This is a genomic window from Geovibrio thiophilus, from assembly GCF_004087915.1.
GTDB classification, from domain to species: domain Bacteria; phylum Chrysiogenota; class Deferribacteres; order Deferribacterales; family Geovibrionaceae; genus Geovibrio; species Geovibrio thiophilus.
Genome location: NZ_CP035108.1, coordinates 2,766,223 through 2,782,899 on the forward strand (window position 1 = coordinate 2,766,223; position 16,677 = coordinate 2,782,899).

The window sequence follows — 16,677 nt, forward strand, 5'->3', positions numbered from 1 at the left end:
TTAAAATAAGGGACAAACCCTTTAATATTTACACAATCATCACATTGAGATTGTAAAAGGCGTGGCACAGCACGCAGGGCAGGACTGAGCGGTATTCCGAGTACAGACACCCGAATACGACGGACGGAAAAAACACCAGAAAAGCGTGCAGAGACTCACCGCCCCAAAGATGAAAAACGGCGAAAACGACGGAAACGGCAATATTTGCGGAGGAAACGGCATAAAGTGACGGCAGTTTAAGCCTCTCCAGCCACTCCTGCATCACGCCCCTGAAAAACAGCTCCTCCGCCACGGGAGCCAGCAGCAGGTACCGCAGAACCTTTGAGGAATCAAAAACAAAGCTGCCGCCGAGAAAGAGAATTCTCGCCCCGAAATAGGCGGCTCCGAGAGAAAAAGCGGTGAGCAGTATAATATTTTTCCTTTCCATTTTGATCAAATACCACGGAGGGAAGAAAAAAACAAACCTTTACCCTTCTGAAATGTCCTTTGTCTGTGGGACATAAATGCTGATTTCAGAATTGCGTACATTAACTGTTGTGTCATGAGGGCATGTTGTCCTATAATTCCCCAAAATTTATTTACGGAGCAGATAAGATGAACAGCAAAGGTTTCACTATTATCGAAGTGCTGGTGGTTATAGTTATCCTCGGACTTCTTGCGACTTTCATGGTGCCGAAGATTATGGGCAAGCCTGACGAAGCGAGAGTTGCCAAGGCGAAGAACGATATACTCGCCATTGAATCCGCTCTTAAGATGTACAAACTCGACAGCGGCTACTACCCCACCACAGAGCAGGGGCTTGAATCCCTGATCAAGGCGCCCGAAATTGAGCCTATCCCCAAAAACTACCGCAAGGGCGGCTATCTGGACACCTCCAAAAAGCCTCTTGATCCTTGGGATCATGACTTCATTTACAGAAGCCCCGGTGAGGACGACAGAGACTACGAAATAATCTCCCTCGGCGCGGACGGCGTGGAAGGCGGAGAAGAATTCAACACAGATATAAAGAGCTATGAAATAAGATAATGTCTGCCAGAGGGTTTACTCTTGTAGAGATCATTATTGTTCTTCTGATCATCGGCATAGGCTTTATGACCGTGGTTCCGGTCATGGTGGAGAAAACCACCGGAGAGCCGGAAGAGACAGCCTTTTTGAACGATCTGCTCAGGAAAACCGCAGATGAAGCGGCTGAACTGAGCAGAGCGCTCCCCATCAGAGGCGTCAAGGGCTCCGATACTCTGTTTCTGCATGACGGTGAAACGGTAAAAATTCCCGGAATCTCCGGAGTGTTATCCGCTGAGATCAATGATGAGGAACAGTCGGGACTTGATTACGTAATCATGGTTTATCCCAAAGGCATCTGCGATTATTTCCTTTTAAAAGTATCAGACACGGAAACCATCGAATCAATCCCCCTTCTGCTTCAGACGAGGCTGAAATGAGAAAAGGCTTTACGCTCCTTGAACTCCTTATCGCTATGGTGGTTCTCTCCATAGGCATGATGGGGATTTTCACCCTTGTGAGACAGTCTCTTGACATGAACGATTACGCCAAGCGGAAGCTTGATCTCCTCGGCAGAGGATACGAAAGAGTCATTCTCACTCTTGCGGAAGGCACAACACTGGAAGATATAATCACCGACAACGGTACAACATATACCTACAAGCTGGAAAAGCAGGATACGGGGCTTCAGGGCATTAAAGAATGCGAGCTGCGGATAACTGACGGCACAGCGGAGATGGCTTTATTTTATTATGAAAGATAACAAAGGCTTCACACTTGCGGAATTACTGATAGCCGTGGCACTGGCGGGAATCGTTCTTACCGGGGCATACTCGGTTTTCAACACTATAATCACCGCCCGGGATGTTTCAGTTAAGGCCGGAGACGCTGTAACGGTGAACGCAAAGCTGGCATCGCTTCTTTCCGCCGATTTCAGGCAGGCGGTAAGGAACACCGCAGAGATTGAATCACTGAGCGATCGTGTGGCGCTGAAGCTTGTCACTCATAACTCTCTTTACTTTCAGGGGGCAATGCCCGTTGAAGTGCTTTATTATATAGAAGATAAGTATCTGATAAGGGAGGAAAGCCTGCCCCTTATGGATTTTGAGCAGAAAATGCCGATCCTGCCGGATGCGGACAACCTCACTGTGCTTTTTTACGAAGCTGGCGAATACCACGACAGAACAATTCTCGGAACCAACATGATAAAGCTCAGGCTTGACACCTCCGGCATCAAGGTTGAGGCTGTAGCGGGAAGCTACCACCAGAACGGAATGTTCAACTCATTGGGGATAGGCGAATGAACAATAGGGGGAGCGTTCTTGTTTTTGTGCTTATCTTCGTTGCCTTCACCCTCGGCATAGTCACGTTCATGCACCGGCGCTCCGGCAATTCCCTAGCGGACAGCGCTGAGCTTCAGTTTGAGTACCAGTCTTCAATATACGCAATGTCCGCCATTGAAGCGATCAGGGAAGTCCTTGAGGATGACGACAACAACTACGACTATGACGGCGAATCATGGGCGCTGATTCCTCCTTTTCCCGTCCCTATGGGGTTCATCTCCATAACAGTAACCCCCACAAACGGACGCATACCGCTGAACATGATGGAGGGTGACAACAAATCCGAAGCCTATGTCACCGGATGCAGAAATACGCTGAAGGAGCTTGAGCTTGAGGAGTCGATCTGCTCCATTATGAAAGACTGGATAGACACTGACAGCGAAATTTCAGACCTTGGTGAGGAAAACATAGACTACTTCACCGACGGCAAAACCTACTCCACAAAAAACGGCAAGATGGAAACCCTCAAGGAGCTGAGCTTCATAAATGAAGCCAAAGATCATTTTGATGTCCTTGCCTCTCACTTCACCAATCAGGGTGACGGCAAGCTGAACCTCAACTTCATAACCAAGGAAGCTCTCATCGGGCTTGTGCCGGGCATTGCGCCCTACGCCGACAGCATTATAGAATACAGGGCGAACAACACTTATAAAGATGTGTCCAATATGATGAACGCCGCGAGCATTCCGCAGGATATTTACAACTCTTCACTGGACTATCTCTCGGTAAAAAGTTCTTTATTTTATGTAAAGACTGAAGTAAGTTTGAATGACAAGTCCCGTTTCTACCATGTTCTTCTGGAGAGAAACGGTTCACGCACCTCAGTAGTGAAATATATTGAAGGGAATGATGGCATCTTCTTCTGACAGAAATTTATTGATTAAAAACAGCAGGCTTTACAACATCGAAAACGGGCGGGCGGATTTTCCGGCAAGCACCGAACAGACAGGATCATTCAACCTGTTTCTGGATGATTCGATGTTTTTTTATCTGTCCATGGATCTCCCGTCCTCCAACAGAAAAAAAGCCAGAGGCTTCATAAGCAACTACCTGAGCACCCTGTTTCCCGAATACATGACGGAAAACTTCGGTTTCGTTCTCCACGGCGGTTCGGCGCTTATCTATCTGCCCGCGCAGGAGTTCGCTTCGTTTGTGAAAGAGAATCTGTCTCTCCTGAAAAAAGCTTCAAAGATAACCACACCGTTCATAGAAATGTTCGTGAGAGAAGCCTCGTTCGATTACACCGACGGCAGCAAATGCTACTCAGTCTCCGGCGGTGAGATACATCAGCTTTTTGACGAACCGGACGACGCCTGCACTGCGGAAAGGATTCTGAACAAGGTTATCCCCCCTAAAATGTCCATAAACATCAAAGGAGTTGAGAAGGAATCCTTTATACCTTCCTCATTTAAGCTTCCGGCAATAGTCCTTGCCGCCTGTTACCTTGTTTTTATCGGCGGGGAGTACCTCCGGCTGAAAGGATACGCTTCAGCCCTCAAGCTCAGGGAAAACAAGCTTCAGGAGCTTTACACCCTCGCAGGCGTAAACGGCACGGGCGACCCCTACGGAACCCTTCTTTTTAAGGCCAGAGGCGGCAAAGAAACAACACAGGGCGTAAGCATACTCACCGTTTTTGAAACCATGAGCAAAGCAGCAGACAAAAATAAAATAAAACTCGAAGACCTTACAGTCAGAGACACCACAATAAACTGTACAGGAACCGCCGCGGACTTTCAGGCTGTGGAGGAGTTCAAACAGAAGCTTCAGGAAGCCGGAGCCCAGAGGGCTAACATAGAGGACACAGACAAACAGGGCGAAATAATCAAATTCTCCGTGAGGTTCAGCTTATGAACATAAAACTGGATCAGGCGCAGAAAGAGAAGGCTCTTATTTGGTTCGTGGCGCTCTTTGCAGTATTTTTCCTTTTCTACTGGACACATATGTTTTTTGCTTCCAGAGAAAACTCATACCTCCAGAGGCAGAAGTCGTACACAGAGCAGATCGGCAAGACAGCCGAACTCATATCCGAAATATCCAGCGGAGCCAACTCCACCAAAAGAGTGGAATCGGGGCTTCTCTCCTTTATACAGAACACAGCCGCCAGAGCAGGCATAGCAGGTCGTATTCTGGATCTTAAGCCTGTTTCAAACGCATCCGGCGCGGAAGTAGTGTCACTGCGTATTCAGGCGCTTAACCTGAACGAGCTGAACTCATTCCTCGGTCTTGTAGAGGGCTACCAGAACCTGACAATTAAAAACTTCTCCCTAAAGAAAAGGTTTGACGATCCCACTCTGGCAGACATTAATCTGGAGCTTGTGAAAAACAGATGATCAGAAACATTTTAATAAACGCGGCAATTTTTATCGGGTGCACAGTTATTTTCCTTCTAATGTTCTTCCCTTACGGGAAGGTGCTTGAGTTCTACGCAGAAAAAGCCGCAGCAAAAGCTAACGTCACACTCTCCATCGGCACAACGGACGCCGGTCCATTCGGAGCGGAGCTTACATCCATAAAAATAAGCGAGTTCACCGCAGATAAGCTTGAACTCGGCTATACTCCGCTTTCCGCTGTAACACACGCAGTATCGGCTAAAATCAGCTCCGAGATAGTCACAGGCGAAGCCAGCCACAAGGGAGGGGAACTGAAGCTAAAGGCTCTCATAGAATTGGATAAGATCCCGCAAATCACTGAAATCGGGCTCGGCGGCGAGGTCGCCTTGGATGTTGAAGTGACAGATGGAAAGGGAAAAGGAAAAATATCCGCACCCAAACTCACGATCCCTTCCGAACTTGGACCGATAACATTCAATGACATCACCGGAGATCTTCTCATAGAAAAACAGATGATAGGCGTCAGCAACCTGACCTCTCAGGGAGCCGCAAAAATTAACCTAAACGGCAACATAAGAATAAATCAGGTTAACGCGGGTAAAAGTGTTATCGCGCTCACAGGAACTGCCGGAGTGGCAGGGATGAACAAAAGAATCACCATTACAGGAACTGTTCTCGAACCCAGAATATCCGTCAACTAATCAGAGTTTCCCGCCGGAACAGTCTGCGGCTCCGGCTCAGCGGTCTCATCCTCCGTTTTTGGCATAAAGAAATAATACACGCCGCCTTTGCGCTCTCTTTTCAGCATCACATGCGTATCCGACGAATTAACCTCCTCAGCGAAATCAAAGAGTACGCTGCCGTCATTGTCAAAGATTTTGCCGTGCCTGAGCTCTTTTGCGGCACAGCCGTCAGGAAAGTCGGTCATTTCAAGAGTGACACTGTTTTCCATGCAGTATTTTCTGCCGTCAAAATCCATATAGCACACTCTTTTGCCAAGGGAGCAGAACTGCGGTTCTGCACGGTTGATGAAAATCTCCTTGTTGAAGGAATCCTCAGAGGAGAGGGCTGTAAGGGCGCTGTCCGCAAGGTGCAGCGTGAAGCCGTCGGCGATTGCCGCTTTTTCGGAATGGAAACCGGAATATAAGCCCGCTCTCACAAATTTACCGCCGCAGTACGCGTCCGCCCTGCCGGACACCCTGACGCAGTCTGACATATTGTCCGCCGGAAAATCCAGTATCTCGGGCGCACCGCCCTTGTTAACTTCCTGATAGTTTATGCTGTAGAATCTGTCACGCCCGTAGCCGTTCAGCCTGCCGCCTTCAATATAAGGAGAGGTAAAATCCACCGGCAGAGGGCTCAAGCCCGTAAAGCGCCTCTGCGCGAAATCAAGGGTCACCAGCTTTTCATCAAGGATAAAAACAGCATAGCCGTCATCCAGAAAAACCTCCTGAATATCCTCCTTAAGCTGACCGGAGATTACCTCCTCTGTGGAATCTATACGATACACTCTGAAGGATTTTCCCTCCGCAAAGGCAAAATACGGCGGATAGAAGGCAGGCTTGCCCGGTTTATTGTTCGTGCCGGTCACCTCGGCGCATGAGGAGAGGCTGAATATACTTATGCCTTTGTCATTCTCAGCGAGCAGAAAGCCGCCCTTGAGCCTTATGGATGTGAAGTTATCCGACAGAAACGACGGACATTCGGAGGAGGATATATTGATTGAGTCATCGGTAAGAACGGCGAGAATTCCGTCCTCGTAGACAAAGTCTCTTACAGACTGGGAGATTACCCTAGATGTTTTTTTTTATCAAAGCCCACAAGCGCACCGAGAAGCAGTCCGCTTTCGGGCATTGCAGCCTCAAACTCCGAAGTGCTGTCGGATGCGTGAAGCTCAGCCTTAAGCTCCTGAAGGTAGCTGCTGCCTGTGAAAAGATTTTTCTGTGTAACAACCGCCTGCTGAACAGGTGCGGCGGTGGTGCAGGAGATAATAAAGACGAGAGAGGGGATAACAAGTTTTAGGAATCTGATTATCCAGCCCGAGCAGCTTAACTTTGAAAATACTTCTGTTTCCAGTGCCTTACGTTCATCAAAAGTGAGTTCGCAGTCTCTTCTTTCCACTTAAATTCCCCCGGACGCCCTTTAAAGCCGTCAGAAGCCGAGGTATTTCACCTCTTCCTCAAGCTGCACGCCCGTTTCTTTTAAAACAATTAACTTAACTTCTTCAATCAGGTTCTTAATATCAGAACCGGTAGCGCCGCCTGCATTAACAATAAAATTGGCGTGCTTTACGGAAACCATAGCCCCGCCGATGCGTTTTCCCTTTAAACCGCACCGTTCTATGAGCTCTCCGGCATAGTGACCTTCAGGTCGTTTGAAAACCGAACCGCAGGAGGGATATTCCAAAGGCTGCTTAAGCGCCCTTTTACGGAGAATCTCCTTTCTGATACGTTCGCTTTCAGCCCTGTCCCCTTCCTCAAAGAGGAATGTTCCACCGAGAACGATGTTTCCTTCCACCGCCAAAGTTTTGCGGTAGGAGAAACCGGCGTCAGCACCCTTCACCGTGAAAACCGAACCGTCCGCACTGAGGAGCTCAATCTCGTCAGTTAACATTCCGATCTCGGTTCCGAATGCACCTGCGTTCATTGCGAGCGCACCGCCCAAAGTGCCGGGGATGCCGCTCATGTTCTCGGCTCCGGTCATGTAAGATCTTATCGTATAAACGATCATTGAGTCAAGAAGAACTCCGGCACCTGCATAAATTTTCTTATGTTTTCTCAAAATGTGCCGATTAAGATTACTGAGAACTATTACCGTATGATCCAGAATTTGATCTGAGATCAACAGGTTACAGCCGCCGCCCATTATAAAATGTTCAATGGAGTTTTTTTCCGCCCAAGCAAGACATTCAACTAATTCTTCAGTTGTGGACGGTTCGGCGAAAAATCTTGCCGTTCCTCCGGTGCGGTAGCTTGTGTAATTTTTAAGTGATACGTTTTCACGGATTCTCATTTACTGATCTTCGTTCCTTCAAGAGCATCCTTGCAGAGACATTTTCTGTTCACTGTGTATGAATCGGGCAGAGCGCTGACGATCGCCTTGATCCGCTCTGTCGCAGCCTTCATGGTTTCCACCACTTCCACCGTGGTTAACTTGGTATCGCCTGTTCCCGCAGCATGGTTGGTTATCACGCTCACATTGGCGTAACAGATCTCTTTTTCCCTCGCAAGCGGAGCCTCGGGAAACAGTGTCATCCCTACGGTGTCCGCGCCTATGGAAGCGAAGTATCTGATCTCCGCCGATGTTTCAAGTCTAGGTCCGTTGGTGCAGATGTACACCCCGCTGTCCTTCACCTCAACCCCCGCTCTCTCGGCGCTCTCTAGGAGAAGCGCCCGAAGCTCAGGGCAGAAAGGTTCTGTGAAATCTATATGATGAATAAGCCCACCGTCATAAAAAGTGTGCGCACGTCCTGAGGTGTGGTCTATGGCGTTTGATGAAATAACTATATCCCCGGGCTTCACACCCCTTATGCCGCCGACTGCGGTAAAAGATATAATACGCTCAACGCCCAGCTTCTCAAAGCCTGCTATATTTGCCCTGTAGTTCACACTGTGCGGCGGAATGCCGTGGCTGCGCCCGTGTCTGTTGAGAAAATAGAAATCAACGCCTTTGCAGCTGAAATGCCTGTACGCATCGGAAGGAGCGCCCCATTCAGTGACCACGGACTCCTCGCCCATGAACTCAAATCCGTCTATGTCGTAAAGTCCGCTGCCGCCTATTATACCGAGTTTCATAATATACCTTTTTCATTATAGTTCCTGTCTGAGACAGGCTTCCTGAGCAGAGTTTTTTATGATTAAATTCTTCTCGGGGTACTTTTTTAACTGAAAAAAAGCTCCCCGAACCCTTCAAAAAACCGAGTCGGTATACCCTGTCGGATTCGGATACACGCTCGCGCCTTGCAGAGCAAGGCTTCGCTTCGCACGGCGCATCCCCGTCCTTGGGGGATGGTCAGCTCTTTCTGTTCTGATAATCCGAATCCGCACATCCTGTCGGATTCGGATACACGCTCGCGCCTTGCAGAGCAAGGCTTCGCTTCGCACGGCGCATCCCCGTCCTTGGGGGATGGTCAGCTCTTTTCTATTCTGATAATCCTGTCGCAGGAGTTTGCGATGGCGTCTTCGTGGGTGACGATGAGGATTGTCACACCTTCATCCCGCATGAGGCGGATCATATCCAGAACCTCATCGCTGTTTTTCTTATCAAGGCTGCCTGTGGGTTCATCAGCGAGAAGGATCTTCGGGCTGTTCATCATAGCCCTTGCGATTGCCGTTCTCTGCTGTTCGCCACCGGAGAGTTCAGCGGGAAAGTGTGTTGTTCTGCTTTCCAGCCCAACCTTGGTGAGCAGTTCCTTAGCCCTCTTCGCAGCAGCGTCTATGTTCACTCCGCCTATGAGAGCGGGCATCATAACGTTTTCCAAAGCGGTAAAATCTTCCAGCAGGTAATGAAACTGGAACACAAAACCCACATCCTTATTCCTGAACTGGTCAACGGCTTTCCCCTTGAGCTTAAGAATGTCCTCACCCTGAAACATTACAGAACCTGAGTCCGGCTTATCCAGACCGCCGATAATGTGCAGCAGGGTTGATTTGCCCGCACCGGAAGGACCGACTATGGCGAGCATTTCGCCTTTTTCCACATTCATGCTGAAGCCGCTGAGGACGTTCAGCCTGTAGTCGCCCTTGAGAAAGCTTTTGTTGAGATCTATTATTTCAAGCAGACTCATCAGTCACGCCTCAATGCTTCTATGGGGTCGAGCTTCGCCGACTGTCTGGCGGGGAACAGCCCCGCAGCATATGTGATAACCAGTGCGCAGACTGTCACGACTATGAACACTGACGGCTCTATCTTCACGGGGATTCTGTCCATGAAATACACATCCTCCGGCAGGCTTATAAGCTTGTAGTTTTTCAGCACGAAGCAGGCGGTGTATCCTATAACATTGCCAAGTGCGGTTCCCACGAAGCCCACCACGAGCCCCTGACGAATGAAGATCCGGTATATGCTTTTTTCCGGTGCGCCCATTGCCCTGAGTATGGCTATATCACGTTTTTTATCCTTGACCGACACGGTGATCATGCTCACCACATTGAACGAAGCGACTATGATTATCAGCGTCAGGATTATAAACATCGCAATTTTTTCCAGCTTGAGGGCGGAGAAGAGATTGGAGTTCATGCTTATCCAGTCCCGTGACCAGTAAGGAAAGCCCAGCTCATCCTCTATCTTTTTGGCAAGGGGGATAGCGTTTGCGAAGCTGTCCGCCTTCACGCTGAAACCGGAGACGACATCATCCATCCCGAAGAATTCCTGTGCGGCTTCAAGGGATATGTAGCCGAGGGACGAGTTGTATTCATACATTCCCATGTCGAACCAGCCGGCGACCTCAAAGTGCTTCATCTTCGGAACCATGCCGAAGGGACCCTTCCGCCCGAAGGGGGAGACCATAACCACGTCATCCCCTGCGCTGACCGCCAGCGAGTGAGCAAGCTCCTTGCCGAGAACGATCTTAGGTTTCTCGCCCTTGTCCGCTATGTCCATGAACTCGCCGTCTTTCATGAACTTCTCAATCGAAGTGACGCCGAGTTCTTTTTCAGGGATAACTCCTCTGATAATAACACCGCTGACGTTGTTCTGGCTTGTAACCAGAACCTGACTGAGGACAAACGGCGAGACTCCCGCCACCTTGTCCATAATGCGGATTTTAGCGTCCGCAAGCTGCCAGTCGCTTATGGGCGCAGCATCCAGACGGTTTACTATTATGTGGGCGTTTGCCCCGAGGATCTTGTTCTGCAAATTGTCGGAGAAGCCGATCATTACGTTGAGAACGATAATGAGTGTCGCCACCCCCACCATTATACCTATTACAGAAATGGTGGAGATAAACGAAAATATGCGGTTTTTCCTGCGGGAGCGCAGATAGCGTGTCGCTATCAGATTCTCCGTTTTCATATTATTCCCATTCTATTGTCGCAGGCGGCTTGGAGCTTATGTCATAGACAACACGGTTTATGCCCCTTACCTCGTTTATTATGCGGTTTGAGATTTTGCCGAGCACATCATAGGGTATGTGCGCCCAGTCTGCCGTCATGCCGTCGGAGCTGTAAACGGCTCTGATGGCGCAGGCGTTTTCATATGTCCTGCCGTCGCCCATTACGCCCACCGTATTTACGGGGAGCAGAACGGCGAACGCCTGCCAGATTGTATTGTAAAGGTTGGCGTTGTGAAGCTCCTCTATGAAGATAGCGTCCGCCTGACGGAGAACATCGCATCTCTTCTTGGTGATCTCGCCCAGAACCCTTACACCCAGCCCGGGACCGGGGAAAGGGTGACGCCCGACCATTACCTCGGGCAGACCGAGCTTACGTCCCACATCCCTGACCTCATCCTTGAAGAGCTCACGGAGAGGCTCAACAAGCTGAAACTTCATGTCCTCCGGCAGACCGCCCACATTGTGGTGTGATTTGATGGTGGCGGAGGGTCCTTTGAAGGAGACGGATTCTATAACATCCGGATAAAGCGTACCCTGAGCGAGAAAGTCGAAGTCGCCTATTTTTCTCGCCTCTTCCTCAAAAATACGGATGAAGAGGTTGCCGATTGTCTTTCTTTTCTTCTCAGGATCGGTAACGCCCGCAAGAGCGGTGAGAAAGCGTTCCTCAGCGTCAGCCACAACGAGATTTATTTTATAGTGTTCCCTGAATGTTTTTTCCACATACTCGCGTTCGTTCAGCCTGAGGAGCCCGTTGTCGACGAACACGCAGACGAGATTGTCGCCTATGGCTTCATGGAGAAGCACTGCGACGACTGAGGAATCCACACCGCCGGAAAGCCCGCAGAGAACCTTTCTGCCGCCGACCTTCTCACGGACACGCTCAATCTCTGCCTGTATGAAGTTTTCCGTAGTCCAGATCTGTCTGCACCCGCAGATTCCCACAACGAAGTTTTCAAGAATAGCCTTGCCCTGCTCAGTGTGGGTGACTTCGGGGTGAAACTGGATTGCGTATATCTCACGGCTGTGATGCTTCATCGCGGCGGCGGGAGCATTGTCCGTTTTTGCCACTATGTCAAAGTGTTCGGGCATTTTCTCAAGCCTGTCGCCGTGGCTCATCCATACGGTGAGCGTCCCGTTTCCTTCAAGCCCTTTGAAAAGTCCGCACGAGGATTCATAGCTGAGAACCGCCCTGCCGTATTCCCTGTGGTTTGAGGGAGCGACAACTCCGCCGAAATGCTGTCCGGCAAGCTGCATTCCGTAGCAGATGCCCAGAACGGGAAGCCCCATCTCAAAAACACGCTCGTCAACTCTGGGCGCGTCCTCTTCATAAACGCTGGAAGGGCCGCCGGAAAGGATTATGCCTTTCGCCTCGAAGGCCTTTATCTTCTCAAAATCAGCGTTGCAGGGGAAAATTTCGCAGTAAACATGAGCCTCACGCACCCTGCGTGCGATAAGCTGCGTATATTGTGAGCCGAAGTCTAGTATCAGTACCTTTTCCGAGTGAATGTCCATCGGTTACAAAACTCCTTTTATAATATTCAGTGAGTTTAAGTGCTTAGCTGCACAACGGAGCGTCATCCTGAACACAGTTAAGAATCTCCGCTGCTCCGGGATTCTTCGGCTTTGCCTCAGAATGACGTATCGCAGCTTATATCACGGATTCACCCAGTAGTTGGGCGCTTCCTTAGTTAGCTGACTGTCAATCACAAACCGGACATCCTGTCGGTTTGTGATACACGCTCGCGGGCGGATAAACCGCCCTTCGCTGCGCACAGCGAGCTCCTGTCATGGGAGCCTTACCTTACGGATTCACCCAGTAGTTGGGCGCTTCCTTAGTTAGCTGACTGTCAATCACAAACCGGACATCCTGTCGGTTTGTGATACACGCTCGCGGGCGGATAAACCGCCCTTCGCTGCGCACGGCGAGCTCCCGTCATGGGAGCCTTACCTTACGGATTCACCCAGTAGTTGGGCGCTTCCTTAGTTAGCTGACTGTCAATCACAAACCGGACATCCTGTCGGTTTGTGATACACGCTCGCGGGCGGATAAACCGCCCTTCGCTGCGCACGGCGAGCTCCCGTCATGGGAGCCTTACCTTACGGATTCACCCAGTAGTTGGGCGCTTCCTTAGTTAGCTGACTGTCAATCACAAACCGGACATCCTGTCGGTTTGTGATACACGCTCGCGGGCGGATAAACCGCCCTTCGCTGCGCACGGCGGGCTCCCGTCATGGGAGCCTTACCTTACGGATTCACCCAGTAGTTGGGCGCTTCCTTAGTTATCATGACGTCGTGAACGTGGCTTTCACGCAAGCCTGCGCCGGTGATCCTCACGAATCTGGCTTTATTGTGCATATCCTCGATGGTTTTGCAGCCTGCGTAGCCCATGCCGGAGCGTATGCCGCCGGTGAGCTGATAGACTGTTTCATTGAGTTCACCTTTATAGTGCACACGTCCTTCGATCCCTTCGGGAACGAATTTCTTCTCACTTTCCGTGCCTTCCTGAAAATAGCGATCCTTGCTGCCCGCCTTCATAGCGCCCACCGAGCCCATGCCTCTGTAGACCTTAAAGCTTCTGCCCTGATAGAGTTCTATGTCACCGGGCGATTCCTTGGTTCCTGCGAACAGGGAGCCTATCATAACCGTTGAGGCTCCGGCGGCGAGAGCTTTCACTATATCGCCCGAATATTTTATACCGCCATCGGCTATGATCGGAATACCGAGTTCTTTTGCCTTGGCGGCGCATGTCATTATCGCTGTTATCTGCGGAACGCCCACGCCCGCAACAACTCTTGTTGTGCAGATTGAACCGGGACCTATGCCAACCTTAACGCAGTCCGCGCCGCAGTTATAGAGAGCTTCCACCGCTTCGGGTGTCGCAACGTTTCCGGCTATAAGCTGAACATGGGTATAGGTCGATTTTACCCATTGCACCATATCCAGAACCATCTGGGAGTGTCCGTGCGCGGTATCCACCACTATCACATCCGCTTTTGCTTCCACAAGGGCGGATACTCTCTCCCTGCTGTCGCCTGCCACGCCCACCGCTGCGCCAACAAGCAGCCTGCCCATATCATCTTTGGCGGCGTTGGGGTATTTGAGCTTTTTGTTGATGTCCTTGATCGTTATCAGTCCTTTAAGCTGGTACTGATCGTTCACCACGAGAAGCTTCTCGATCCTGTGTTCCTGAAGAATATCCTTGGCAGATTCAAGGTTAGCGTCTTTCTCAAGCACAGTAACCAGATTCTTACCTGTCATATACTCTGTGACTTTAGCGCTGAGGTTTTTCACAAAACGCAGGTCTCTGTTGGTAAGAATACCCACCAGCCTGCCGCCCGCCGTTACGGGTACGCCGCTTATTTTGTACTTGGACATAATGGCAAGCGCGTCCTCAACCGTCTTATCCGGCGAAATTGTTATGGGGTCAACTATCATTCCGCTTTCGGAACGTTTAACCTTGTCTACCTCATCCGCCTGCATTTCGATTGTCATATTCTTATGGATGAAGCCTATTCCGCCTTCCTGAGCCATAGCTATAGCCAGCTTTGCCTCGGTAACAGTGTCCATCGCCGCACTTACCAGCGGGATGTTGAGGGAAATTTTGTTTGTAAGCTTTGAAGTTGTGTCTATGTCCTTGGGAAGAACCTCGCTGTGCGCGGGGATCACAAGCACATCATCAAACGTCAGAGCTTCCATCGCGATTTTATCGCCGTACATCTATTCACCGCCTGCTTTTATGTTTTGTTTGTCAATTACTGTACTCTTCCTGAAAACCAAATCGGCTCCGCTCCGCAGGATGCTGGTGCGTCAACACTGAGTCAGTAGCCCCAGTCACGGCTGTAGCGGAAGTCCCGCCCGATTGTTCTCTGGCTGACCTTCGCTATAACGGGAATTTTGCGCTTAAATTGGTATCTCATTATTCTTTCAGATATTTTCTGCACAAAATCCTCATCGAAGCCCATTTTAAGGAGCTCGGGTTTTCTGCGTCTGTTGTCTACCATTTCGTAAAGCAGTCTGTCCACATCTTTGTATGTGAAGCCCAGTTCCCCTTCGTCGGTCTGATCCGGCCAGAGGTCTGCGGTGGGCTGCTTTTTTATAACCTTATCGGGAATGCCGAGATATTCCGACAGCTCCCATACCTGAGTCTTGTAAAGATCCCCTATGGGGTTTATGGCGCTGGCAAGATCGCCGTACCACGTGCCGTAGCCGAGGAGAAGCTCCGTTTTATTGCTTGTGCCGAGAACTATTCCGCCGTGCTTTGCCGAGCGGTCAAAAATTGTGACCATGCGCATGCGGGCGAGAACATTTCCTATGCGGAGCTTGCTCATGTCCTTTTCACTTTCGATAAACGGCTCCGCAAACGGGGTTATGTCGGCTATTTCGAGATTGATCCCAAGAGCGTCAGCCACGAGTTCGGCATCCGCCATGCTTTCCCGGCTGGAAAGTTTGTAGGGCAGACCAACCCCGAACACCCTGCCCCTGCCCAGAGCCTCAACGGCTATAGCCGCTGAAAGCGCCGAATCTATACCGCCGGAGAGACCGAGAACAACGCTTTTCAGTCCTATTTTCTCTGTCTCCTCTTTTACGAATGTGGTTAATATCTGCTTTGTGAGTTTAAGATCAAGCTTCATTTTCAGTCTCCTTTGAGATAGTCAAGGAGTATGTGGGATTTTTCATCACGATAAAAGGGTGAGTGTATTCTGGCGAGGCGTATATCCTCCTGTTCCAGTTCAACTATTCCCATGGTTTCCTCAAACTGGGGGAGTCTCGCCTTTCTGGAGCCGAGTGCGGAGTAAGCCTCAGAGCCGCCCCAAAAGGCAACTCCGTCCTCAACTCCCACACGGTTCACATAAACGAGGTTCACGGTGAGCAGGCTGGCTGTATATTTGTTTGATGTCTGCCATATGGAGGCTGCCTCCAGTCCGTCACCCACAACACCTCTAGCGGGACTGTTGGATGGGATGAAGACTGTCTGCACGCCCATGCGGCTGAGTATATATATTGAGCTTGTGTGGAGAGCATCCTCACAGATAAGTATTCCGCACCTGCCTATGGCTGTTTCAAACACGGAGAACTCTTTGCCTGCTGCGAAGTATCTTGCCTCCTCAAACATGGTGTAATCGGGAAGATATACTTTTTTGTGGAGGTGAACCAGTCTGCCCTTTTCGGCATATGCGCTCACATTATAGAAGAGGTTGTCCTCACCTTCAAAAACGAAGCCGAAAACAATTGATATATCCTTGGAGAGAGCGACGATTTTTTTAATCATCCTGTCGTCTGTTTTCATTGCTACATCGCTGACATAGTCCAGAAGATAATACCCCGTGAGCGAAAGCTCAGGAAACACAATAACATCGCATTTTTCCGCAACGGCTTTTTCTATGTACTCCTCGTGGAGCTTAAGGTTTTTCGCCGTATCACCCAGAAAGGGCTTTATCTGCGCCAGACAGACCCGCATCTATTCACCGTCCCTCACGTATGTTCCGCTTTTCCCGCCTGATTTTCTCACAAGCCTGATGTCGCTGACCACCATGCCCTTGTCCACAGCCTTGCACATATCATAGATCGTAAGCGCCGCAACCGAAACCCCGGTGAGGGCTTCCATCTCGATGCCTGTCTTTCCGGTGAGCTTGGCGGTAACTTCTATTTGGATTTCACTTTTTTCGGTATCGGGGTAGAAATAAACATCGGCAGCCGTCACATTCAGCGGGTGGCACATAGGAATAAGATCTCCTGTTTTCTTGACCGCCATTATTCCCGCCACACGGGCAACCTCAAAAACATTGCCCTTTTCCATTCTGCTTTCCAGAATGAGCTTCAGGGTTTCGGGCTTCATGGTGATGCGCCCTTTCGCCGTGGCTTCCCTTACAGTGTCCGTCTTGGCGGTTACGTCCACCATACGGCTTCTTCCTTCCTCGTCAAAGTGGGTAAAAGACATTTTCTATACCT

General features: G+C 50.0%; 21 protein-coding genes. 9 read left to right on the plus strand and 12 right to left on the minus strand.

Features of this window, described 5'->3' with window-relative positions; all coding sequences use genetic code 11:
* Positions 1–28: 28 nt before the first annotated feature.
* On the minus strand, positions 29–427 hold the full coding sequence (gene mrtJ, locus EP073_RS12765) for a JDVT-CTERM system glutamic-type intramembrane protease MrtJ (protein WP_128467549.1): 399 nt from the start codon (positions 425–427) through the stop codon (positions 29–31).
* A 167-nt stretch (positions 428–594) separates the two neighbouring features.
* Between mrtJ and gspG the strand changes: the two genes are divergently transcribed.
* Genes gspG through EP073_RS12805 form a run of 8 tightly spaced genes read left to right on the plus strand, consistent with a single transcriptional unit; the run spans position 595 to position 5,376 of the window.
* A complete protein-coding gene (gene gspG, locus EP073_RS12770; protein WP_128467550.1) occupies positions 595–1,026 on the plus strand; it encodes a type II secretion system major pseudopilin GspG in 432 nt (143 codons plus the stop codon).
* Positions 1,026–1,442 carry a prepilin-type N-terminal cleavage/methylation domain-containing protein gene (locus EP073_RS12775; RefSeq protein WP_128467551.1) on the plus strand — a complete coding sequence of 139 codons (417 nt, stop codon included), beginning with the start codon at positions 1,026–1,028 and terminating at the stop codon, positions 1,440–1,442. Before gspG ends, EP073_RS12775 begins: the two co-directional genes overlap by 1 nt.
* Positions 1,439–1,765, plus strand: a complete 327-nt coding sequence (locus EP073_RS12780) for a prepilin-type N-terminal cleavage/methylation domain-containing protein (RefSeq protein WP_128467552.1) — start codon at positions 1,439–1,441, stop codon at positions 1,763–1,765. Before EP073_RS12775 ends, EP073_RS12780 begins: the two co-directional genes overlap by 4 nt.
* Entirely contained in the window at positions 1,755–2,306 is a 552-nt protein-coding gene (locus EP073_RS12785) for a PulJ/GspJ family protein (RefSeq protein WP_128467553.1), read from the plus strand. Before EP073_RS12780 ends, EP073_RS12785 begins: the two co-directional genes overlap by 11 nt.
* A complete protein-coding gene (locus EP073_RS12790; RefSeq protein WP_128467554.1) occupies positions 2,303–3,211 on the plus strand; it encodes a type II secretion system minor pseudopilin in 909 nt (302 codons plus the stop codon). The genes EP073_RS12785 and EP073_RS12790 overlap by 4 nt, the downstream gene beginning before the upstream one ends.
* 10 nt (positions 3,212–3,221) lie before the next feature.
* The gene (locus EP073_RS12795) at positions 3,222–4,196 is read left to right on the plus strand and encodes a hypothetical protein (protein WP_128467555.1); all 975 of its coding nucleotides are present in this window, start codon (positions 3,222–3,224) and stop codon (positions 4,194–4,196) included.
* Positions 4,193–4,675 carry a type II secretion system protein GspM gene (locus EP073_RS12800; protein WP_128467556.1) on the plus strand — a complete coding sequence of 161 codons (483 nt, stop codon included), beginning with the start codon at positions 4,193–4,195 and terminating at the stop codon, positions 4,673–4,675. The genes EP073_RS12795 and EP073_RS12800 overlap by 4 nt, the downstream gene beginning before the upstream one ends.
* On the plus strand, positions 4,672–5,376 hold the full coding sequence (locus EP073_RS12805) for a hypothetical protein (RefSeq protein WP_128467557.1): 705 nt from the start codon (positions 4,672–4,674) through the stop codon (positions 5,374–5,376). The genes EP073_RS12800 and EP073_RS12805 overlap by 4 nt, the downstream gene beginning before the upstream one ends.
* Here EP073_RS12805 and EP073_RS12810 read toward each other — a convergent pair.
* Positions 5,373–6,185: a hypothetical protein gene (locus EP073_RS12810; RefSeq protein ID WP_128467558.1), complete on the minus strand. Its 813-nt coding sequence runs from the start codon at positions 6,183–6,185 to the stop codon at positions 5,373–5,375. The genes EP073_RS12805 and EP073_RS12810 overlap by 4 nt on opposite strands.
* A gap of 52 nt (positions 6,186–6,237) precedes the next feature.
* Here EP073_RS12810 and EP073_RS12815 point away from each other — a divergent pair, with 52 nt between their 5' ends.
* The gene (locus tag EP073_RS12815; protein ID WP_128467559.1) at positions 6,238–6,438 is read left to right on the plus strand and encodes a hypothetical protein; all 201 of its coding nucleotides are present in this window, start codon (positions 6,238–6,240) and stop codon (positions 6,436–6,438) included.
* A 25-nt stretch (positions 6,439–6,463) separates the two neighbouring features.
* On the opposite strand, the gene EP073_RS12820 is transcribed toward EP073_RS12815, so the two are convergent.
* From EP073_RS12820 to moaC, 10 genes are all read right to left on the minus strand, one after another.
* Positions 6,464–6,796 carry a hypothetical protein gene (locus EP073_RS12820; RefSeq protein ID WP_128467560.1) on the minus strand — a complete coding sequence of 111 codons (333 nt, stop codon included), beginning with the start codon at positions 6,794–6,796 and terminating at the stop codon, positions 6,464–6,466.
* A gap of 30 nt (positions 6,797–6,826) precedes the next feature.
* Entirely contained in the window at positions 6,827–7,687 is an 861-nt protein-coding gene (murB, locus tag EP073_RS12825; RefSeq protein ID WP_128467561.1) for a UDP-N-acetylmuramate dehydrogenase, read from the minus strand.
* Positions 7,684–8,469, minus strand: coding sequence for an S-methyl-5'-thioinosine phosphorylase (locus tag EP073_RS12830; protein ID WP_128467562.1), 786 nt, complete (start codon positions 8,467–8,469; stop codon positions 7,684–7,686). Before EP073_RS12830 ends, murB begins: the two co-directional genes overlap by 4 nt.
* Before the next feature lie 335 nt (positions 8,470–8,804).
* Positions 8,805–9,464, minus strand: a complete 660-nt coding sequence (locus tag EP073_RS12835) for an ATP-binding cassette domain-containing protein (RefSeq protein WP_164885411.1) — start codon at positions 9,462–9,464, stop codon at positions 8,805–8,807.
* Positions 9,461–10,687 (minus strand): lipoprotein-releasing ABC transporter permease subunit, encoded by a 1,227-nt coding sequence (locus tag EP073_RS12840; RefSeq protein WP_128467564.1) that lies wholly within the window; start codon positions 10,685–10,687, stop codon positions 9,461–9,463. Before EP073_RS12840 ends, EP073_RS12835 begins: the two co-directional genes overlap by 4 nt.
* A gap of 1 nt (position 10,688) precedes the next feature.
* Entirely contained in the window at positions 10,689–12,239 is a 1,551-nt protein-coding gene (gene guaA / locus EP073_RS12845) for a glutamine-hydrolyzing GMP synthase (RefSeq protein WP_128467565.1), read from the minus strand.
* A gap of 733 nt (positions 12,240–12,972) precedes the next feature.
* Entirely contained in the window at positions 12,973–14,445 is a 1,473-nt protein-coding gene (gene guaB, locus EP073_RS12850; protein ID WP_128467566.1) for an IMP dehydrogenase, read from the minus strand.
* Positions 14,446–14,546: 101 nt separating this feature from the next.
* Complete coding sequence (locus tag EP073_RS12855) at positions 14,547–15,359, minus strand: NAD+ synthase (protein ID WP_128467567.1); 813 nt, start codon at positions 15,357–15,359, stop codon at positions 14,547–14,549.
* Positions 15,360–15,361: 2 nt separating this feature from the next.
* Entirely contained in the window at positions 15,362–16,186 is an 825-nt protein-coding gene (locus EP073_RS12860; RefSeq protein ID WP_128467568.1) for a nitrilase-related carbon-nitrogen hydrolase, read from the minus strand.
* Positions 16,187–16,666 carry a cyclic pyranopterin monophosphate synthase MoaC gene (gene moaC, locus EP073_RS12865; RefSeq protein WP_128467569.1) on the minus strand — a complete coding sequence of 160 codons (480 nt, stop codon included), beginning with the start codon at positions 16,664–16,666 and terminating at the stop codon, positions 16,187–16,189.
* Positions 16,667–16,677 lie beyond the last annotated feature (11 nt).

Excerpts from the sequence above, each read along its gene's own strand:
- EP073_RS12855 (WP_128467567.1), bottom strand. The coding sequence starts at position 15,359 with ATGAAGCTTGATCTTAAACTCACAAAGCAGATATTAACCACATTCGTA.
- EP073_RS12840 (WP_128467564.1), bottom strand. The coding sequence starts at position 10,687 with ATGAAAACGGAGAATCTGATAGCGACACGCTATCTGCGCTCCCGCAGG.
- EP073_RS12780 (WP_128467552.1), top strand. The coding sequence starts at position 1,439 with ATGAGAAAAGGCTTTACGCTCCTTGAACTCCTTATCGCTATGGTGGTT.
- EP073_RS12860 (WP_128467568.1), bottom strand. The coding sequence starts at position 16,186 with ATGCGGGTCTGTCTGGCGCAGATAAAGCCCTTTCTGGGTGATACGGCG.
- EP073_RS12790 (WP_128467554.1), top strand. The coding sequence starts at position 2,303 with ATGAACAATAGGGGGAGCGTTCTTGTTTTTGTGCTTATCTTCGTTGCC.
- gspG (WP_128467550.1), top strand. The coding sequence starts at position 595 with ATGAACAGCAAAGGTTTCACTATTATCGAAGTGCTGGTGGTTATAGTT.
- guaA (WP_128467565.1), bottom strand. The coding sequence starts at position 12,239 with ATGGACATTCACTCGGAAAAGGTACTGATACTAGACTTCGGCTCACAA.
- murB (WP_128467561.1), bottom strand. The coding sequence starts at position 7,687 with ATGAGAATCCGTGAAAACGTATCACTTAAAAATTACACAAGCTACCGC.
- mrtJ (WP_128467549.1), bottom strand. The coding sequence starts at position 427 with ATGGAAAGGAAAAATATTATACTGCTCACCGCTTTTTCTCTCGGAGCC.
- EP073_RS12785 (WP_128467553.1), top strand. The coding sequence starts at position 1,755 with ATGAAAGATAACAAAGGCTTCACACTTGCGGAATTACTGATAGCCGTG.
- guaB (WP_128467566.1), bottom strand. The coding sequence starts at position 14,445 with ATGTACGGCGATAAAATCGCGATGGAAGCTCTGACGTTTGATGATGTG.
- EP073_RS12830 (WP_128467562.1), bottom strand. The coding sequence starts at position 8,469 with ATGAAACTCGGTATAATAGGCGGCAGCGGACTTTACGACATAGACGGA.
- EP073_RS12775 (WP_128467551.1), top strand. The coding sequence starts at position 1,026 with ATGTCTGCCAGAGGGTTTACTCTTGTAGAGATCATTATTGTTCTTCTG.
- EP073_RS12805 (WP_128467557.1), top strand. The coding sequence starts at position 4,672 with ATGATCAGAAACATTTTAATAAACGCGGCAATTTTTATCGGGTGCACA.
- EP073_RS12800 (WP_128467556.1), top strand. The coding sequence starts at position 4,193 with ATGAACATAAAACTGGATCAGGCGCAGAAAGAGAAGGCTCTTATTTGG.
- moaC (WP_128467569.1), bottom strand. The coding sequence starts at position 16,666 with ATGTCTTTTACCCACTTTGACGAGGAAGGAAGAAGCCGTATGGTGGAC.